13 protein-coding genes are annotated in these 15,401 nt (G+C 63.5%); 6 read left to right on the top strand and 7 right to left on the bottom strand.

Features of this window, described 5'->3' with window-relative positions; genetic code table 11:
• Positions 1–117: 117 nt before the first annotated feature.
• The 4 genes from BRPE64_RS02585 (at position 118) to BRPE64_RS02565 (ending at position 6,128) form a co-directional block, all read left to right on the top strand.
• Positions 118–939, top strand: a complete 822-nt coding sequence (locus BRPE64_RS02585) for an EAL domain-containing protein (RefSeq protein WP_016344456.1) — start codon at positions 118–120, stop codon at positions 937–939.
• A 934-nt stretch (positions 940–1,873) separates the two neighbouring features.
• The gene (gene dalD / locus BRPE64_RS02575; protein ID WP_016344455.1) at positions 1,874–3,268 is read left to right on the top strand and encodes a D-arabinitol 4-dehydrogenase; all 1,395 of its coding nucleotides are present in this window, start codon (positions 1,874–1,876) and stop codon (positions 3,266–3,268) included.
• Between the two features lie 204 nt (positions 3,269–3,472).
• Complete coding sequence (gene xylB / locus BRPE64_RS02570; RefSeq protein ID WP_044041901.1) at positions 3,473–4,954, top strand: xylulokinase; 1,482 nt, start codon at positions 3,473–3,475, stop codon at positions 4,952–4,954.
• 226 nt (positions 4,955–5,180) lie between these two features.
• Complete coding sequence (locus BRPE64_RS02565) at positions 5,181–6,128, top strand: sugar-binding transcriptional regulator (protein WP_016344453.1); 948 nt, start codon at positions 5,181–5,183, stop codon at positions 6,126–6,128.
• 9 nt (positions 6,129–6,137) lie between these two features.
• On the opposite strand, the gene BRPE64_RS02560 is transcribed toward BRPE64_RS02565, so the two are convergent.
• The 7 genes from BRPE64_RS02560 to BRPE64_RS02530 all read right to left on the bottom strand — a co-directional run bounded on the left by BRPE64_RS02560 (position 6,138) and on the right by BRPE64_RS02530 (position 13,333).
• A complete protein-coding gene (locus tag BRPE64_RS02560; RefSeq protein WP_016344452.1) occupies positions 6,138–7,001 on the bottom strand; it encodes an MOSC domain-containing protein in 864 nt (287 codons plus the stop codon).
• Positions 7,002–7,117: 116 nt separating this feature from the next.
• Positions 7,118–8,254, bottom strand: coding sequence for an ABC transporter ATP-binding protein (locus BRPE64_RS02555; RefSeq protein WP_016344451.1), 1,137 nt, complete (start codon positions 8,252–8,254; stop codon positions 7,118–7,120).
• A gap of 44 nt (positions 8,255–8,298) precedes the next feature.
• Entirely contained in the window at positions 8,299–8,967 is a 669-nt protein-coding gene (locus tag BRPE64_RS02550; RefSeq protein ID WP_044041900.1) for an HAD family hydrolase, read from the bottom strand.
• A 55-nt stretch (positions 8,968–9,022) separates the two neighbouring features.
• On the bottom strand, positions 9,023–9,874 hold the full coding sequence (locus tag BRPE64_RS02545; protein ID WP_016344449.1) for a carbohydrate ABC transporter permease: 852 nt from the start codon (positions 9,872–9,874) through the stop codon (positions 9,023–9,025).
• Positions 9,871–10,809, bottom strand: coding sequence for a carbohydrate ABC transporter permease (locus BRPE64_RS02540; protein ID WP_016344448.1), 939 nt, complete (start codon positions 10,807–10,809; stop codon positions 9,871–9,873). Before BRPE64_RS02540 ends, BRPE64_RS02545 begins: the two co-directional genes overlap by 4 nt.
• A 101-nt stretch (positions 10,810–10,910) precedes the next feature.
• Positions 10,911–12,275 carry an ABC transporter substrate-binding protein gene (locus BRPE64_RS02535; protein ID WP_016344447.1) on the bottom strand — a complete coding sequence of 455 codons (1,365 nt, stop codon included), beginning with the start codon at positions 12,273–12,275 and terminating at the stop codon, positions 10,911–10,913.
• A gap of 284 nt (positions 12,276–12,559) precedes the next feature.
• The gene (locus BRPE64_RS02530; protein WP_044041163.1) at positions 12,560–13,333 is read right to left on the bottom strand and encodes an L-iditol 2-dehydrogenase; all 774 of its coding nucleotides are present in this window, start codon (positions 13,331–13,333) and stop codon (positions 12,560–12,562) included.
• Between the two features lie 231 nt (positions 13,334–13,564).
• Here BRPE64_RS02530 and BRPE64_RS02525 point away from each other — a divergent pair, with 231 nt between their 5' ends.
• On the top strand, positions 13,565–14,590 hold the full coding sequence (locus tag BRPE64_RS02525) for a hypothetical protein (RefSeq protein WP_016344445.1): 1,026 nt from the start codon (positions 13,565–13,567) through the stop codon (positions 14,588–14,590).
• 323 nt (positions 14,591–14,913) lie between these two features.
• A complete protein-coding gene (locus BRPE64_RS02520) occupies positions 14,914–15,372 on the top strand; it encodes a Fur family transcriptional regulator (RefSeq protein WP_016344444.1) in 459 nt (152 codons plus the stop codon).
• Positions 15,373–15,401: the final 29 nt, after the last annotated feature.

The following is a 15,401-nucleotide window of genomic DNA, read 5'->3' as shown; positions in this document are numbered from 1 at the left end:
TCCTGCATATCAATATGTGAATTTGGTGCTGGACGCGGTGTTGCGCGCTGATACCATCGACGTTTCCCATGACAATCGCCCGGTACGGCACGCCTCACGAACTCGAATGCTCTCTTCATGATCGCCCCTTCGTTGCCAGAACTCGTCGCCCGCGCCGCGGAACATCCGTTTCTCGGCGCGCATGTCGCACTCGGGAAGAACGAGCATGCGGGGGAAGCGGTCGCGCGCTACGGCGATCTGTGCATTTCGAGCGCCTACGAGCCGATCTTCGATGTCGGCACGCACAGCTTCCCGCAAACCTTGAGCGCGTCGCCCGAGAGCGCGGAGCGTTTCGGCGATGAACTCGGCGTGCAGGCGCTCACGCTCATTCAGGGCGATGCGCCGCGCGATCCCTTCGGGCAACTGGAAGACGATCGCGAACTGGTCGCGCTGGACCGCTTGTCACGCGCGGTGCATGCGTTCAATTTCTTCGGGCCGCACCGGCCGGGGCTTTTGTTTCTGCGCGTGCACGAACGGCTGTTGAAGAGCGTGAAGTACGACCACGGACTCCACTTTTCATCGGTGCTGACGGAGTTCGGGATGAGCCCGTCGCGCGTGGTGATCGAACTGCCCGCAGCGGCGGTCGCGCACAAGACGTTTCTTGGTTATCTCACCAAGAGCTATCAGCACTACGGGTTCAAGGTGGCGGGCAACCTGCCCAACGCCGGGCAGATCATGGCCGTATCCGATATGGCACGGCTGGATTTCATCAAGATGGATGCGGGCGCGGCCTTGCGCGATTCCGTGGTGAAGCATCTGGTGGCCTATGCGCATCGGCTGAAGATTCCGCTCATCTTTTCGAATGTCATCGATGAAGCGCAGTTCAATGCCCTTCAACAGTTCGATGTGCACTTCGTGCAAGGGCCGGTGTTTGATGCGCATCCGGTGCATGGGCGGTAGGGGCTCTTGGTTGCGTTTGCCTTCGTGAAATCCTGAGTTCGCGTCGGTCTATTTGTGTTGCCCCTGTGCGGGGCGGCAGTCACTTTCTTTGCTGCTGCAAAGAAAGTAACCAAAGAAACAGCTCTCCCCATCCAAAGCACTTCACGCCGGCCGCGGCACAGGCGAATTGCCCGTGGCACGGCAGTGGCGAGTGCCCTCATAGGTTATCGGGTCTTGGCTCGCGGACCTACTGTGGCATCGCGCCGTTTAACGAACTGGCACAGCACGAAAAAGCTCCGTCCCGCTTCGCGGCCGACGGGTCAATCGGGTCGGCGCGTGCTTCTTTGCTAACGCTTCCATCTCACCGCATACGCGGCATGTCGGTTTCCCTTGCAGACCCAGCGGCAGCGCGCAGCGCTGTGCCGGAACTCTTTCGTGCTGAGCCAGCGCCCTGAAACGTTTGGCGAGTCAGATCGTGCGCGCGCCAAGCCCGATTAGACCTATGAGGGCGCTGGCTATAGCCGTGCCATAGGCAATTCGCCTGTGCCGGGGCCGGCGTGAAGTACTTTGGATGGGGATAGCTGTTTCTTTGCCTACTTTCTTTGCAGCAGCAAAGAAAGTAGGTGCCGCCCCGCACAGGGGCAGTGCAAATAGACCGACGCGAATTCAGGATTCCACGGGCGACCGAAAATCTCGCCTATCGTTAAGAGCACGCTATCCGACGGCCCCCGAATGCAGATGATCAACGCGACTGTCTGAGCAATCCCCACCAAAAACGCGCGAATTGCGCCGCACTCCATGACGCACCGCGCCTTGACTTTCGACCGAGCGGATAAGATCATTCGATCATCAAAAGAGCAAATGCTCACCTAGCCGCGATGATCGCCCGAGCGCGTCGTTGCGAACGGCCGTCCGCGAAGAACGGGCGCACAGCCAAATCCAAGGAAGAGACGACATGACCAGCGACACCAGCAACGCGAGCGGCAACGTGATCCTGCACATCGGCGCCGGGTCTTTTCATCGCGCGCATCAGGCGTGGTACCTGAGCAAGCTCATCGAGTCCGGCGATACACGCTGGTCGCTCGCGGTCGGCAACATTCGCGGCGACATGACCGCCGTACTCGACGCGCTCGCCGCGCAGCACGGCGAATACACGCTCGAAACCGTGACGCCGAAGGGCGAGCGCGAATATGAAACCGTGCGCGCGATCAGGAAGGTCGTGCCGTGGTCCGCCGGTCTGGACGAACTCATCGCGACAGGCGCGAACCCCGCGTGCAAGATCGTGTCGTTCACCGTGACCGAAGGCGGCTATTACCTCGACGATCACGACAAGCTCGACACCGCCAACGCCGATCTCGCCGCCGACCTGAAAGGCGCGAAGACCACCATCTACGGCGCGCTCGCCGCGATCCTCGATGCGCGCATGAAAAACGGCGCGGGCCGCGTCTCGCTGCAAAACTGCGACAACCTGCGCAGCAACGGCGACCGCTTCAAGAAAGGCATGCTCGAATTCCTGCAGTTGCGCGGCGAGACCGCATTGCGCGACTGGATGATCGCCAACACGTCGTGCCCGAATTCGATGGTCGATCGCATCACGCCGCGCCCCACGCCCGACGTGGCCGAGCGCGTGAAAGCGGCCACCGGCATCGACGATCGTGCGCCCGTGATGGGCGAGAAGTTCATCCAGTGGGTGATCGAGGACGACTTCATCGCCGGGCGGCCGGCGTGGGAGAAAGTCGGCGCCGAGATGGTCGAATCGGTGCATCCCTACGAGGAAGCGAAGATCCGCATTCTCAACGCGAGCCATAGCTGCATTGCGTGGGCGGGCACGCTCGTCGGCCTGCAATACATCCACGAGGGCACGCAGGATCTCGAAATCCGCGCGCTCGCCGAAGCCTACGTCACCGACGACGTCATTCCCTGCCTCACGCCGAGCCCGATCGATCTCGCCCGCTATCGCGATGTGGTCCTCGACCGTTTCAGCAACCCGTACATCAAGGACACGAATCAGCGCGTCGCGGCGGACGGCTTCTCGAAGCTGCCGGGCTTCATCGCGCCGACGATGTCCGAATGCTTCGCCCGCCACGCCGATCCCGAAGCGACCGCCATCCTGCCCGCGCTGTTCTTCCGCTTTCTCGAACGCTGGCACGAAGGCAAGCTGCCTTATACGTATCAGGACGGCGTGATGGATCCGGCCGTCGCGCACGGCTTTTTCACGGCGCCCGATCCGGTGAAGGCGTTCGTCAGCGACAAGCTGCTGTGGGGCAAGATGGCGCAAACCGAAGGGCTCGAACGCGTGATGCGCAACGCGGTCGCCCGAGTCGACGCGTGGCTTGCGAGCCGTCCATAAACTCGTCCATTAGCTCGTCCATACCCGCGCCGTTATGGCCGCTGTCATCGCGCAGTGAAACGGACGCCGCGCCGCTCGGGTATTGTGCCCATGGCGCGGCGCCGCGCGCGGCGTTAAATTAGCGCCTCTCGCTGCACTGGCTGCACTGGCTGCACTCCCCGTTTTTCGCCGGCTTCGATGCCGGCAACGACCAAGGGTCCGTTCATGTACTTAGGCATCGACCTCGGCACCTCCGAAGTGAAAGTTCTGCTGCTCGCCTCCGACGGCGGCGTGATCGGCACGGCGGGCACGCCGTTTTCCGTCTCGCGTCCGAAGCCGCGCTGGTCGGAGCAGAATCCGCTCGACTGGTGGGAAGGCACGCGCGCCGCGCTGTTCAAGCTGCGCGAGAAATTCCCGGATGAGTTTGCGCAAGTGCGCGGCATCGGTCTGTCGGGACAGATGCACGGCGCGGTGCTGCTCGATTCGCACGACAACGTGCTGCGGCCCGCGATCCTCTGGAACGACATGCGCAGCGACAAGGAATGCGCCGAACTCTACGAGCGCGCGCCGAACCTGCACGAGATCGCCGGCAATCTGGCGATGCCCGGCTTCACCGCGCCCAAACTGCTCTGGGTCGCGCACAACGAGCCGGAAATCTTCAAGCAGACCGCGTGCGTGCTGCTGCCGAAGGATTATCTGCGCATGCATCTGACGGGCACGAAAGTATCCGATCCGTCCGATGCCGCCGGCACGCTCTGGCTCGACGTCGCGCGCCGCGACTGGTCCGACGAGCTGCTCGCCGCATGCAGCATGTCGCGTCAGCAAATGCCCGCGCTGGCCGAGGGCAGCGAGCCTTCGGGCACGCTGCGGCCCGAGCTTGCGCGCGAGTTCGGCTTGCGCGAAGGCGTGATTGTCGCGGCGGGCGGCGGCGACAATGCCGCGAGCGCGGTGGGCATCGGCGCGACCGATCCCGGCGACGGCTTCCTGTCGCTCGGCACATCGGGCGTGCTGTGCGTGATCGGCGATCGCTTCCGGCCGAATCCCGCGTCCGCCGTGCATGCGTTCTGCCATGCGATTCCAGACCGCTGGCATCAGATGAGCGTGGTGCTGTCGGCGGCGAGTTGCCTGCGCTGGGTGTGCAAGCTGACATCGACCGACGAGCCGACGCTGCTCGCGGAAATCGAGGCGCTGCCCGCCGACGTGCTGTCCTCGGCGCCCCTGTTCCTGCCGTACTTAAGCGGCGAACGCACGCCGCACAACGACCCTTACGCGCAAGGCGTGTTCTTCGGCATGACGCACGCGACCGACCGCGCGCTGCTCGGCTATTCGGTGCTGGAAGGCGTGACGCTCTCGCTGACCGACGGGCTGGATGCGCTGCAATCGGCGGGCACGCAGGCGCGTGCGCTGTCGATGCTCGGCGGCGGCGCCCGCAGCGCCTACTGGGCCCAGATGTTCGCCGACGCCTTCGACACGCCCACGCGCACGCACGGCGGCGGCGAGACGGGCGCGGCCTTGGGCGCGGCGCGGCTCGGCTGGCTCGCGGCGGGCGGCGATCCGGCAACGGTGCTCGCGAAGCCTGAGATCAAGCAGGAGTTCACGCCGGACGCGGCGCGGCACGACGCATTGCGTCAGCGCCTGAAGAGTTTTCGGGAGCTTTATCAGCACGTCAGGCCGCTGTTCGATCCGGCGCGGCCGCGGCTGGCTTGAAGCGGTCGGAGCGCAATCGTTCGATCGAAACCTGACGCCCCGCGAGCCGGATCTGCGATGCATGCACATCCGGCGTCGACCCGCCCCTTTTAGGTGCGAAGGTTTATCTTTGCCCGAGATCCCAAACAAAAAGCACGTTTCCTATACTCCAACGATACCGATCGAAGTCGAAACGAGACAGCGACCCACCCGGCGCGGCTGAACAAAAACAAAACCCCCTTCCACAGTGCCGAAATCCACCGAAAAACTCGATCTCGCGACGCGTGCAGCGTGGCTGTACTACGTCGCCGGCAACACCCAGAACGAGATCGCCGAAAAGCTACAGATCTCGCGTCCGGTGGCGCAGCGGCTCGTCGCGTTCGCGGTCGAGAAGAATCTGATCCGCGTGCGCGTCGATCATCGCATCGCCGATTGTCTGTCGCTCGCGAAACGGCTGAGCGACCGTTACGGCCTCGCGATGTGCGAAGTCGTGCCCATCGACGGCGACGCGCGCGAGCAAGTCGACCGCAAACTCGCCGTCGCGGGCGCGCAGGTGATGGAGCGCTATCTGCTCGAAGAAAAGCCGCTCGTCGTGTCGATCGGCAGCGGGCGCACGCTCAAGGCCTGCGTCGCGCAGATCGGGCAGATCGACCGGCCGCAGCATCGTTTCGTGTCGATGGTCGGCGCCATCGCGCAGGACGGTTCGTCGAATCGCTATGACGTCGCGCAGCAGTTGTCGGAGAAAACCGGCGGCAAGCACTTCATGTTGCCCGCGCCGCTCATGGCCGACAGCGAAGCCGAACGCGCGCAGTGGGTCAATCACCGTCTGTATCGCATCGTCGATGAACTCGCGCAACGCGCGGACGTGGCGTTCGTCGGCATCGGCAACGTGGGCGAGAACTGTCCGCTGCACGAGGACGGCTTCATCACGCGCGCCGAAGTCGATGAACTGATGAGCGCGGGCGCGGTCGCCGAATGGCTCGGCCTGCCGATCGATGCCGACGGCCATCGCGTGCAGTCGAAGACCGGCGCGCGCGTGACGAGCCTCAAGCTCGACACGCCGCCCAAACGCCCGACGATCGGTTTCGCGGGCGGCGAGCGCAAGCGCGACGCACTGATTGCCGCGCTGAAAGGACAATGGCTGAGCGGCCTCGTCACCGACGAACTCTGCGCGAAAGCCGCGCTCGACGCTTAGGGTCTGGCCTCAGAACTCGAGTTCGGCTTCCACGTCGAGGCCGACTTCAAGCGACGCGCCCTCGCCTTGCACGACCACCGCATTCTTGCCGAAGGTCAGCGCGCCATCGAACTGGGCGCTCGCGCGATAGCCGCTCATGGTGTCGAGCGGTTCGTGCGGGAAAGCCGGATCGGGCGCGCCGGTAGCCTGATCGATAGTCGGCATCGGGCAGCGCGTGCACAGCTTCACGAGGCGCAATTGCACGTCCTGTCCCGGCACGGCAATGCGCATCTCGCCGACATAATCCTCTTCGTAGGCATCGAGCCCGCCGATCACGAGATTCGGCCGGAAGCGATTCGCCGGAATGCCCGGCGCGCCTGTCGTCGACAAGCGCGCGTTGAGATCGTCGAGCGATGCCTGACTCACCACCAGCAGCGGAAAACCATCGGCGAAACGGGTGTGCGTGACGAGCGGCGCGGTCCATTTTTCATCGACCGTGCGGCGCGCCTGGCGGGCAAAGCGCACAAGACGCGCGGGCGTGCCCAGGAACTCGCCGAACCAGCGCGCGGTGTGCTCGCCCGTGTCGAGGGCATCGACGGTATCGCGCCACACGGTCGCGCGCAGCGGCTGTGCATTGTCGAGCGCGTCGAGCTGCAAGGGCGTGCGCAGCGTCGGCATGCCGGGTGCATCGAGAACGAGATCGTCGCCGTGGAACGCGGTGCGGATCAGCGCCATGCGCGGCTCCGTGCGCTGCGTGAACATGCGGCCCGCGGGATTGGTGACCATCCAGTGACGGTCATATGCGAGGCCGGTTTCGAGAAGCGTCGCGCGCGGCAGAGAGATGCCCGCGCAGGACTTGATCGGATACACGAAGAGTTCGTTGATGACGGGCATGGCGATATCGTATGGGGAACGGTGCCGGTCATCGGATGTGGCCGGTCGCAGCGACGATTATCGCGCACGCCGACGTCCTGCAAAAACATCGGCACCGCTCAATACGCTCTTACCGATCAAGCCGCCGTCGCATGCTCCCGAAGCCACGAATCCACGACCTTGCGCGTGAACGCCTGACCTTCCGCGTTGAACAGATGGCAATGCTCCGCCGCCGAGCCGAGCTTGAGCTTCTCGCCGCGCGCGTGCTTCTCGAGCGGCGGAATTCGCGAGATCAGGCCATCCGGCGCGACATCGGTTTCGGCGTAGAGATAGGCCGCATCGCCGAGCGTTTCGACGGTCATCGCGTTGGCGGTGACGCCGTAATCGCCCGCGTCCGGCGCATTGGGCTGCAGATGCTCGGGACGAATGCCGACCGTCACCGCGTCGCCCGGCTTCGCGTTGCCCGGCATCACGCCGGCGAGTTGGGTTTCGCCCGTCGCGTATTTGACGAGCACGCCGTCGCTCTGAATCTGCGCGACCGTGCCCGACATGAAGTTCATCTTCGGCGAGCCGATGAAGCCCGCGACGAAGCGATTCGCCGGCGCGTGATACAGCGTGTTCGGCGTGCCGACCTGCTCGATGTTCCCCGCCGACAACACGACGATCTTGTCCGCGAGTGTCATCGCTTCGACCTGATCGTGCGTGACGTAGATCATCGTCGTCTTGAGGTCGTCGTGCAGGCGCGCGAATTCGAGACGCATCTTCACGCGCAGCGCGGCGTCGAGGTTCGAGAGCGGTTCGTCGAAGAGAAAGACCTTCGGCTTGCGCGTGATCGCGCGCCCGATCGCCACGCGCTGACGCTGGCCGCCCGACAATTGCTTCGGCTTGCGATCGAGCAGATGGTCGATGTGCAGGATCTTCGCGGCGTTCTTCACGGCGGCGTCGATCGCGGGCTTCTTCTCGCCCGCGAGCTTGAGGCCGAACGCCATGTTGTCGTAGAGCGTCATGTGCGGATAGAGCGCGTACGACTGGAACACCATCGCAATGCCGCGCTTGGCGGGCGCCAGTTCGTTGACGCGCACGTTGTCGATCATCAGATCGCCGCCGCTGATGTCCTCCAGCCCCGCGATCATGCGCATCAGGGTCGACTTGCCGCAGCCCGACGGGCCTACGAACACGACGAATTCGCCGTCGTTGATGTCGAGGTTGATGTTGCGCATCACCTCGGTTTCTTCGTAACGCTTGGTGATGCCGCGCAGTGTGAGGCTAGCCATGATGTGTCTCCTTTCCCGATTCGCCGGCGCGTGTCGCGCCGCCGCTATCTGATTTCGAACGTCGCGTTCTGCAGCCATTGCTCGACGAGCGCGGGCAACCGCGACATGTCGTCGAAAACGATGTGCGCGCCCGCCTTCTGCAGCGCGCCGATCTGTCCTTCGGTCGCGTGGCCGCCGCCGATAAAGCCGAGCACCGGCATGCCCGCCGCCTTCGCCGCCGTCACGCCGGTCACGCTGTCTTCCACGACGATGCAACGCAGCGGATCGATGCGCATCGCGCGCGCCGCCGCGAGATACACGTCGGGCGCGGGCTTCGGGTTCTCGACCATGTCCGCGCAAAAACGCCGCTGGCCGAAGAAGCGCACGAGGCCGGTGCGTTGCAGCACGGCATCGACATACGACGAAAAGCTGTTGCTCGCGCACGCCTTCGTGAACGGCACGGCCGCGAGCGCCTCGGCGATGCCCGGCACTGTGGGCGCCTGGATCGCCGCCACCTCCACCGCGCGCCGGATGGTTATGACCTGATCGTGCGTGAGCGTGCGGCCGACCGTGTCGGCGGCGCTTGCGAGTACTGCCTCGATGCGCAGGCCGAGCAGCGGCATCACGACCGGCTCGACATCGACGCCCGGCCACAGCGCTTCGAGTTCGGTGACGAGCATGCGCGCCGCCACCGCTTCGCTGTCGATCAGCACGCCGTCGCAGTCGCAGATCATCAGGCGATCGTCGAGATTGGCTTCGTTGGATGGAGTGAGGTTCACGCGCGCGCCCTCACTTCACCGCGCCAAACGTGAGACCGCGCACCAGTTGCTTCTGCGAGACCCAGCCGACAATCAGAATAGGCGCGACCGCGAGCAGCGAAGCCGCCGAAAGCTTCGCCCAGAACAAACCTTCCGGACTCGAATACGACGCGATGAACACCGTGAGCGGCGCCGCGTTCGAACTCGACAAGTTGATGCTCCAGAACGCCTCGTTCCACGACAGGATGATGAGCAGCAGGCCCGTCGATGCGAGGCCGGGCAAGGCCATCGGCATCAGCAGATAGACGATCTCCTGCCAGGTCGTCGCGCCGTCGATGCGGCCCGCCTCCAGAATGTCCTTCGGCACTTCGTTGAAGTACGTGAAGGCCATCCACACGGCGATCGGCAGGTTGATCAGCGTGTACACGATGATGAGGCCGGACACGGTATCGAGCAGGCCCGTGTTCTTCCACAGCAGATAGATCGGCACCAGCACGCCGACCGACGGCATCATCTTCGTGGACAGCATCCACAGCAGGACTTTCTGCGTTTTCTTCGTCGGGAAAAAGGCCATCGCGTAGGCGCACGGCACGGCGAGAATCATGCACAGCAGCGTGACGCCCACCGAGATCAGCACCGAATTCAGCGCGAAGCCGAAGTAGTTGCTGCGCGCGAACACTTCGCGGAAGCTGTCGAGCGTCGGCGTGAAGAACAGCGACGACGAATACGCCTGCTGTTCGGTCTTGAACGCGGTGATCGTCATCCAGAAGATCGGGAAGAACAGCAGGATCGAAACGATCCACGCGATGATCCCCGGAACGATCCGCTTGACGAGGTCGAGTGCCGACCCCGACTGCGCGGCGGAAACGGATTGCGTGCTCATGAGTCGTACTCCCCTTTGAGGTTCTTCGCGAGCATTCTCACGAGGAAGAACGCGACGACATTAGCGAGAATCACCGCGAGAATGCCGCCCGCCGATGCCAGCCCGACGTCGAATTGCTGCAGACCCAGCGCATAGATCAGGTACGAGAGATTGGTCGTCGCGGTGCCGGGACCGCCGCCCGTCGTCGTATAGATTTCCGCGAAGATCGACAGCAGAAAGATGGTTTCCATCATCACGACGACCGCAATCGCGCGCTTCAGATGCGGCAGCGTGATGAAGAAGAACATCGCGAACGGGCCCGCGCCGTCGATGCGCGCCGCTTCCTTCTGCTCCTGATCGAGCGACTGAATGGCCGTGAAGAGAATCAGAAACGCGAACGGCAGCCACTGCCACGCGACGATCACGATCACCGCGAACAGCGGATAGTCGGCGAACCAGTCGATCGGCTGAAGCCCGAGCGAGCGCATCAGGCTGGCGATCAGGCCGTACACCGGATGCAGGATCATGTTCTTCCAGATGAGCGCGGAGACCGTCGGCATCACGAAGAACGGCGCGATCACGAGCAGGCGCGCAATGCCCTGCCCGTAGAACTTGCGGTCGAACAGCACGGCGAGCAGCGTGCCGCCCACAACGGTGATGGCGAGCACCGACAGAATCAGCGTGAGCGTATGCCCGATGGACGGCCCGAACGCCGGATCGGTGACGAGAAACTCGAAGTTGTCGAGGCCCGCGAAGCCTTTGACATCGGGATTGAGCAGGTTATAGCGCGAGAACGAGAACCAGATCGTCATCGCGAGCGGAATGGCCATCCACAGGAACAGCAGTCCGGTCGACGGCGTGATCAGCCAGCGCACGGACTTCGCGCGGCGCTTGTCGCGCGCGGCCGCGGACTCCTCCAGGTGATGATCGGTGATGGGGGGATTCAGTTGACTCATCGTTTCACCTCTCGATGATGATGCATGCGGGCCGCTTCATGCTGAAACGGCCCGTGTACCGCGCGGCTTTACTTCTGCGTTACTTCTGCGTCACTTCGGCGTCACTTCTGATAACCGGCCTGCTTCACCGCGCGATCGGCGGCTGCGTTCGCGGCCTTCAACGCGGTATCGACGTTCGTCTGCCCCGCGACGACACCCGCGATCGACTGGCCGACCACCGTGCCGAAAGACTGGAACTCCGGAATGCCGACGAACTGGATGCCGGTGTACGGCACCTTCTTGAGCGTCGCGTCGTTCGGATTCGCGCTTTCGATCGCCTGCAGCACGAAGTCGCCGAACGGCGCCGCCTGCTTGTACTCGGGGCGCGCATACGTCGACTTGCGCGTGCCCGGCGGGACGGACGCCCAGCCTTCATCCTTGCCGACCATCTCGATGTATTCCTTCGACGTCGCCCACGCGGCGAACTTCTTCGCGGCGTCCTGCTGCTTCGACGTCTTCGGGATCGCGAGCGACCACGACCACAGCCAGTGCGAGCCCTTCGGCGTGACGGCGACAGGCGCGGCCGCAAAGCCGATCTTGTCCGACACCTGCGACTGCGCCTTGTTGTAGAGCATGCCCGCGGCCACCGTGGCATCGATCCACATCGCGCACTTGCCCGACGACATCAGCGTGAGGTTCTCGTTGAAGCCGTTCGAGCTTGCTCCCGGCGGGCCGTCGTTCTTCAGCAGATCGGCGTAGAAACCGACTGCCTTCTTCCATTCGGGCGTGTCGAGCTGCGCCTGCCACTTCTCGTTGAACCATTCGCCGCCGAAGGTGTTCACCACCGTCGACACGTAGGCCATGTTCTCGCCCCACCCCGCCTTGCCGCGCAGGCAGATGCCGTACTGGCCCTTGGACTTGTCGGTGAGCTTGTCGGCGAACTGCTTGATCTGATCGTAGGTCGGCTGGTCGGGCATCTTCAGACCGGCGGCCTGGAACAGGTCCTTGCGGTAGTACGTCATCGAGCTTTCGACGTAGAACGGCAGCGCATAGAGCGTGCCGTTGTACGAGAGGCCGTCTCGCGCGGTCTTCACCACGTCGTCGAGATCGTAGTTCGCGGGGAGGCCCGTCATCGGCGAGAGCCAGCCGCGCTTGCCCCATTGCGGTGCCTCGTATGTGCCGATGGTCACTACGTCGAACTGGCCGCTGTTGGTGGTGATATCGGTCGTGGCGCGCTGACGCAGCACGTTCTCTTCGAGAATCACCCAGTTGAGCTTGATGTCGGGATTGGCCTTCTCGAACGCCGGCGACAGCTTCTTCAACTCGATGATGTCCGGGTTGTTCAGCGTGGCGATGGTGATGGTCGCGGCATGTCCCGCCAGCGGCACGAGCGCGGCGGCGGCCAGCGCGGCCGAAAGCGCCCCTTTGACGAATGGGATGCGATGCGAGCGAGGTTGGGCCCGAACGATGCGTTGAGTGCGTTTCATGTTGGTTCGTCTCCTTTTTGTTGGCACGGGCTGGCGGTGTGTCTCGTTGCATGACCGCAAGTGCCGTGTATGCCGCTGCCTGCTTTTGAGGGTGCGCGACCGGAATCGCGTGCTGCCGGGGTTTTGCCTTGTGCCTTGCCTGCGGGCCTTGCCTATGTGCCTTACTTATGTGCCGCACCTTGCATGAAGCGCTGGGACGTCGTAGCGCCGCGCATTCTTCGCAACGCCGTTTCACTATAGACGGTGCTTCCCGTGCTTCAAGCCGCATGCAACGCAGGATGGCATCAACTCATCCAGTTGCCGCCATCGACGTTGATCGTCTGCGCCGTGATGTAGTCCGAATCCGCCGATGCCAGAAAGAGCGCCGCGCCGGTCAGATCGCCGGGCACGCCCATGCGCCCGAGCGGCACTTCCTCGCCGACGAGCCGCTTCTTCTCGCCGAGCGGCCGGTTCTCGTAGCGCGCGAAGAGCGCATCGACCTGTTCCCACATGGGCGTATCGACCACGCCGGGCGCGATGCCGTTCACGTTGATGCGCGCCTTCGCGAGCGCCAGCGCCGCCGATTGCGTATAGCTGATCACGGCCGCCTTGGTCGCGCAGTAATGCGACACGAGCGCCTCGCCGCGCCGCCCGGCCTGCGATGACATATTGATGATCTTGCCGCCGCGGCCCTGCTCGACCATGCGTTGCGCGACCGCCTGCATCAGGAAGAACATGCCTTTGACGTTGACCGCGAAGAGACGGTCGTAGACGTCCCAGGATTCGTCGAGGATCGGGCGCATGTCGAAGAGCGCCGCGTTGTTGAAGAGAATGTCGATGCCGCCGAAATGTTCGACGCTGCGTGCCACGATGCGCGCGATATCGTCGCGCTGCGTGACGTCGGCCTTGAGCGCGAGCACGCGTGCGGATACGTCGTTGAAGCGTTGCGCCAGTTCGCGCTCGTCCTTCACATCGACGACGACGACCCGCGCGCCTTCCTCCAGATAGCGCCGCGCGACCGCCTCGCCGATGCCGCTCGCAGCGCCCGTGATGATCGCGACCTTGTCTCTCAGTCTCACCGATGTCTCCGATTTCTTTGCTTTGTCCGGCGGCGTGCTGCCTGTCTCGCGACTCGCTATGTGAGCGAACGCTCTACGCCTGAACAATTGCTCTGTGTTTGATCGAATGATCGGCGTTGCGCGTGATCGTGTCAAGGCATCGGCACGGGTTTCGATGTTGCGGCGCGCAAACGGTCGGTTGGTCGGGGAAAACCCCATCTGGCGGGGAAGCCAGCAAAGAACGTTCCGCGAATGGCCGTGGGTCTTGAAAAGCTGATGGCGGTTCGCGACTTCACGCTATGCGGCGTGGCCCGATATTCGTTCTCCACCCGCATCGCTCCGTTTGTCGCGGATACGACGCTGCATTATTTTGTTATCCGAATTACTTTTCGATCTTCGGATGTGACAATCCGATGCTCACGGCCCTTTCGCCATCCATCGAAACACGCGTTCGCATCTCACCTTTTGAAAAACATGAAACGGTGGCATACGGCGCTTTTGCTCTCGGCCGCATTCTTCGCCATATCGAATCGTTCCGGCGCGGCAACTCAGACATCGACCTCATATCCGGCAAGGATGGTTCAATCGTCGCATCCGCCTTACGTCGCCAGCGTCGCCAATGGGCGGCTCGTTTCGATCACTTTGCCGCCTCAGCAACTGAAGCTCGATATGAATGCCGCGAATTCGATTGCCTCTGAAACCGGCGACTTCAAACCCGCTCGCTACGCTTTTCCCGATGCTCGTGTTCCGCAGTCGCTGCTGTCGCATCTGACCGGAATCTACGCTTATGATCGCCGCCGGGACGTGCCCATTGTCTCCTCAGGCGGAGACTGGGTCGTCGCGGAATACTTTCGGGCCGGCTCGCATATTCCGGTGTCGCGCTTTCAGTTGCTGGGCAAACAGGTCCGGCGGCAGGAGCAGCTGGATCGGGACGGGCGAACGGTGAGGATCGTCGAGGTCGGATGGGCACGCGCATCGGCTACGGGAGAAAGCGATGGCGCGGAACTGTCCGCTCTCGACGAGCATCCGGCATGGCTGCGTGTTTTCAAGGTGCTGCCAGGCGGAAAGAGGCAACTCGTCGCGTTGGCGTGGAGAAAGACACGCTTTACGACCGCGCCCGATACCTATGATGAGCCGAAAGACGGCGAGCTGGCGTACGGTCTGCCGAACGGCGTCGTGAAGTGGCACAGCATGCGGGAATTTGCCCGGGCCGAGAATATCGATCTCGATGCCAGCAGTCTCGCGGGTAGTTCGCGCCGGCAATCCGCTCGCATGTGATATGCCGAGACGTAAGCCTACGTTCCACGTGGTTCTGTCGCCTACGCTATGCGTAGCTCAGCCGGCTGACCGAATTGCGGCGGTCCGAAGCGCGGACACTCAATCTCGATAGCCACGTTCCTCAAAGGACGGCTCCGTCGCGCTTCGCGGTAACGCTCGCAAGTCCGTCACCCCGGCGCTGAATCGATCGATGCGAATGTCGAAAGAACATTCGACCGCTCAATGTGATACATTATATCATCTCAACCGAGCCCGACGTTCGCCGCTGCGCGCGTCGGGACGTAGCCATCCTCACACGCGCCGCCCCGGTGGCCGGACCTCACATGACCGCATCCGTCGAAAACATGCTGGCGCGCGCCGAAGTGCTCGCCGTGGAACGCGGTGTCGCGCTCACGCCGCTGCGCCGCCAGGTGTACGAACTCGTGCTCAAGGCACACAAGCCGATCGGCGCCTACGACCTGATCGACGCCATGGCGCCGCAGCGCGGCGCGCGCGTGCCGCCGACCACCGTGTATCGCGCGCTGGATTTTCTCGTCGAGAACGGCTTCGTGCATCGCATCGAGTCGAAGAACGCGTTCATCGCGTGCTGCGACGCGGGCAAGCCGCACGAAAGCCAGTTCCTCATTTGCGACGAATGCGGCGCGACGCTCGAAATTCAGGGCCGCGAACTCGCGTCGTCGCTGTCGGCGAGTCCGCCCGCGCACGGCTTCCAGGTGCATCACCAGGTCGTCGAATTGAGCGGACTGTGCGCCGACTGTCAGCGAAAGCATCGCGACGCCTGAATCGCTTCATCTCGAGAACCCGCATCCAG

It is taken from the genome of Caballeronia insecticola (genome assembly GCF_000402035.1).
Taxonomy (GTDB): Bacteria; Pseudomonadota; Gammaproteobacteria; order Burkholderiales; family Burkholderiaceae; genus Caballeronia; species Caballeronia insecticola.
This window is presented reverse-complemented; position numbering and strand designations above follow the sequence as displayed.

What these genes read in the sequence shown, in the direction of transcription:
- BRPE64_RS02585 (WP_016344456.1), top strand. Translation starts at nt 118, where the DNA reads ATGATCGCCCCTTCGTTGCCAGAACTCGTCGCCCGCGCCGCGGAACAT.
- dalD (WP_016344455.1), top strand. Translation starts at nt 1,874, where the DNA reads ATGACCAGCGACACCAGCAACGCGAGCGGCAACGTGATCCTGCACATC.
- xylB (WP_044041901.1), top strand. Translation starts at nt 3,473, where the DNA reads ATGTACTTAGGCATCGACCTCGGCACCTCCGAAGTGAAAGTTCTGCTG.
- BRPE64_RS02560 (WP_016344452.1), bottom strand. Translation starts at nt 7,001, where the DNA reads ATGCCCGTCATCAACGAACTCTTCGTGTATCCGATCAAGTCCTGCGCG.
- BRPE64_RS02555 (WP_016344451.1), bottom strand. Translation starts at nt 8,254, where the DNA reads ATGGCTAGCCTCACACTGCGCGGCATCACCAAGCGTTACGAAGAAACC.
- BRPE64_RS02550 (WP_044041900.1), bottom strand. Translation starts at nt 8,967, where the DNA reads ATGATCTGCGACTGCGACGGCGTGCTGATCGACAGCGAAGCGGTGGCG.
- BRPE64_RS02545 (WP_016344449.1), bottom strand. Translation starts at nt 9,874, where the DNA reads ATGAGCACGCAATCCGTTTCCGCCGCGCAGTCGGGGTCGGCACTCGAC.
- BRPE64_RS02540 (WP_016344448.1), bottom strand. Translation starts at nt 10,809, where the DNA reads ATGAGTCAACTGAATCCCCCCATCACCGATCATCACCTGGAGGAGTCC.
- BRPE64_RS02535 (WP_016344447.1), bottom strand. Translation starts at nt 12,275, where the DNA reads ATGAAACGCACTCAACGCATCGTTCGGGCCCAACCTCGCTCGCATCGC.
- BRPE64_RS02525 (WP_016344445.1), top strand. Translation starts at nt 13,565, where the DNA reads ATGGCCGTGGGTCTTGAAAAGCTGATGGCGGTTCGCGACTTCACGCTA.
- BRPE64_RS02520 (WP_016344444.1), top strand. Translation starts at nt 14,914, where the DNA reads ATGACCGCATCCGTCGAAAACATGCTGGCGCGCGCCGAAGTGCTCGCC.